General features: G+C 31.4%; 4 protein-coding genes. 2 read left to right on the top strand and 2 right to left on the bottom strand.

What is annotated here, in order from left to right:
* Positions 1–165: 165 nt before the first annotated feature.
* Together JI65_RS17620 and JI65_RS16760 are read left to right on the top strand one after the other, a co-directional pair.
* Positions 166–297: a hypothetical protein gene (locus JI65_RS17620; RefSeq protein ID WP_277950613.1), complete on the top strand. Its 132-nt coding sequence runs from the start codon at positions 166–168 to the stop codon at positions 295–297.
* A gap of 4 nt (positions 298–301) precedes the next feature.
* The gene (locus JI65_RS16760) at positions 302–655 is read left to right on the top strand and encodes a hypothetical protein (RefSeq protein ID WP_191018308.1); all 354 of its coding nucleotides are present in this window, start codon (positions 302–304) and stop codon (positions 653–655) included.
* 200 nt (positions 656–855) lie between these two features.
* Here the strand turns inward: JI65_RS16760 and JI65_RS16765 are convergent, their stop codons facing one another.
* Together JI65_RS16765 and JI65_RS16770 are read right to left on the bottom strand one after the other, a co-directional pair.
* Positions 856–2,007, bottom strand: a complete 1,152-nt coding sequence (locus tag JI65_RS16765; protein WP_191018309.1) for a tetratricopeptide repeat protein — start codon at positions 2,005–2,007, stop codon at positions 856–858.
* Between the two features lie 28 nt (positions 2,008–2,035).
* On the bottom strand, positions 2,036–2,296 hold a 261-nt coding region (locus JI65_RS16770), incomplete at its 5' end, for a tetratricopeptide repeat protein (RefSeq protein ID WP_207106107.1).

Raw genomic sequence — 2,296 nt, forward strand, 5'->3', positions numbered from 1 at the left:
TTTTTTCAATTAAGATTCATCGACATCTTTCCACTACTTCCTTTTTTTTCGATTCTGACAAAGCACTGTATAAAATCCGGATTAATGCTGCAATATAAAGGCTTATTGCAAAAATAAGCCTGGAGGCCAACATGAAAGCTATTTATAATAAAGAAGAATTCGAATGTGGTTTATACAAAGGAAAAAGAATTTTGTACAATTGAAGATGGTGCTGCTATTTATGAGTTAGGTAGAAATGCTGAAAATCCTAAATTAGTAGCTGTGAGACATAGAAATAAGTGGTATACAGTGGAGTAAAAAAATGATAGCAGAATATGAAGGAAAAACTTATGAATGCAGTTTTTATAAAGGAAAGATAATATTAATCTCAGATAAATATGAGGATGGTTTTTCTGAAGATTTTGATGGATATAGTAAAACTGTAGATAGATCTGAATGTGAAAGAGTATATAAATCAACACCTATGGTTCGATATGAAGGGAAATCATATTACTATTACGAAGAAACGGAAGAACAAATTCAATTATTTGTCGGTGCCAGTGATTTGAGCCTTGAATGGGAACCAAACGGTTTTAAACATACGGGATATGAAGAATGGACGAAATGGGTACCGAAATCAGAATGTGAGAAATTCGATGAAATAATTGAGTACTAAACTGTTTATTTTAATTCCCAATGCCGCGGTGCTCGCGATTATGCCGCCCCAGTCCGAGAACGAGTTGAGGTCAGACTTCACAGCCTTCCAGTCTCCCCCGGAAGAGATGAAGCTGCCGGTGGCCTTGGTCAATACAGAGCTTGCGGACGAAACAATTCTACGAATAAAACGCTACACAGAAGAGCAAAATTTATAGCATATTAATTTTCCATACCAACACTAAACTCATGATACTCAATAGGGATTCCACTTCTACGTGCTTTTTCATATTCATCAATCATCTTTTCGTCTTTCTGCAAATCAAATGAAGGATCGTTTTTCTTAATCGATTTTTCATTTTCTTCTATCAGTTTTTCATACTTTTTCTTAGCAGAGTTATTCGCAGTTTTTATCATCTTTTGGTAAATTCTTATTTTATTAAAATAGTTAATACCTAAAGATTGTTTTAGAGAAATCGCAATCTCGTAATCTTTTAACGCTAATTCATATTTTTTATTTTCTCGATAATAGTCCCCACGAATTGTATACATATTATAGACACTTGAATCAAATTCGTGAGATTTTTCCAATGTTGAATTAGAATTCGTATTCTCAAGCAACTCAATATATTTATTTGCGTTATAATACGCAAGTTCAATATTATAATTTTTTTCGGATCCATAAATTAAAGCAAGAACAAAATATGAATCTATAAAATTTGGATTCATTTCAATCGCTTTATTCAACAAAGATATACTCAGTTGAAGTGCTTTTTTTCCGTCAGAAGTTTTTTCATCCATATACATTCCCATCAAAAGACCTAACATATACACAGAATGATAGTTCCTCTTATCAATTCTTACTTCATCACAAAAATCATCAATACATAAAGAAAGTGCCGAATAATAATCATCATTTTTCTCACCGTCTTTCTCTCGAATATAGCAATCCTTAAACAAATCATAGTTTATATATCCACGTATAAAATGATATTGCTTTTTATTTGGAGCAATATCTATGGCCTTAGACAGGGCCTTAACTGCAGAAATATAGTCATGCAAATACCATGATCCCAAACCTTTCAAATAATACCCTTTGTCAAGTTCAGGCTTCATTTCAATCATTTTATCAGCATAATCGATTGCATCTGCATAATTTTTTTCAGAAACGAAAATATCCGACAAGAATCCCATTAAAATGTATTTTTCACTTTCAAGATATAATTCACTATCAAGAATTCGATGAGCCATATCAAAAGCTTGCTCTCGTTCATTTTTCTTATACAATTCTAGCACATCAGTTATGTCTGCGCTCTCATTTGCAAAAACAACTGAGACACTCACAAATAAAACAAACAAAAAGAAATTTCGCATTAATTATTTCTCCTGGAATATTTTTAACTTATTTGTTAAAGTCGGGATCTTTTTCTTTTATAAGTTTCATATTTTTTTTAATAAGTTTTTCATATTTTCTTTTGTCCGTTTTATTCGCAGATTTGCTAACAAGTCTGTAAATTTTTATTTTGTTAAAATAATAAATTCCTTTAGAGGGATTTAATGAAATTGCAGTATCATAATCTTTAAGGGCTAATTCATAATTTCCTCTTTCAAGATAATAATTTCCCCTAAGAAAATACATAGCATCTCTCACGTCATCAAATTC

Source organism: Treponema zioleckii (genome assembly GCF_014737315.1).
Lineage (GTDB): Bacteria > Spirochaetota > Spirochaetia > Treponematales > Treponemataceae > Treponema_D > Treponema_D zioleckii.

Excerpts from the sequence above, each read along its gene's own strand:
- JI65_RS16760 (WP_191018308.1), top strand. The coding sequence starts at position 302 with ATGATAGCAGAATATGAAGGAAAAACTTATGAATGCAGTTTTTATAAA.
- JI65_RS16765 (WP_191018309.1), bottom strand. The coding sequence starts at position 2,007 with ATGCGAAATTTCTTTTTGTTTGTTTTATTTGTGAGTGTCTCAGTTGTT.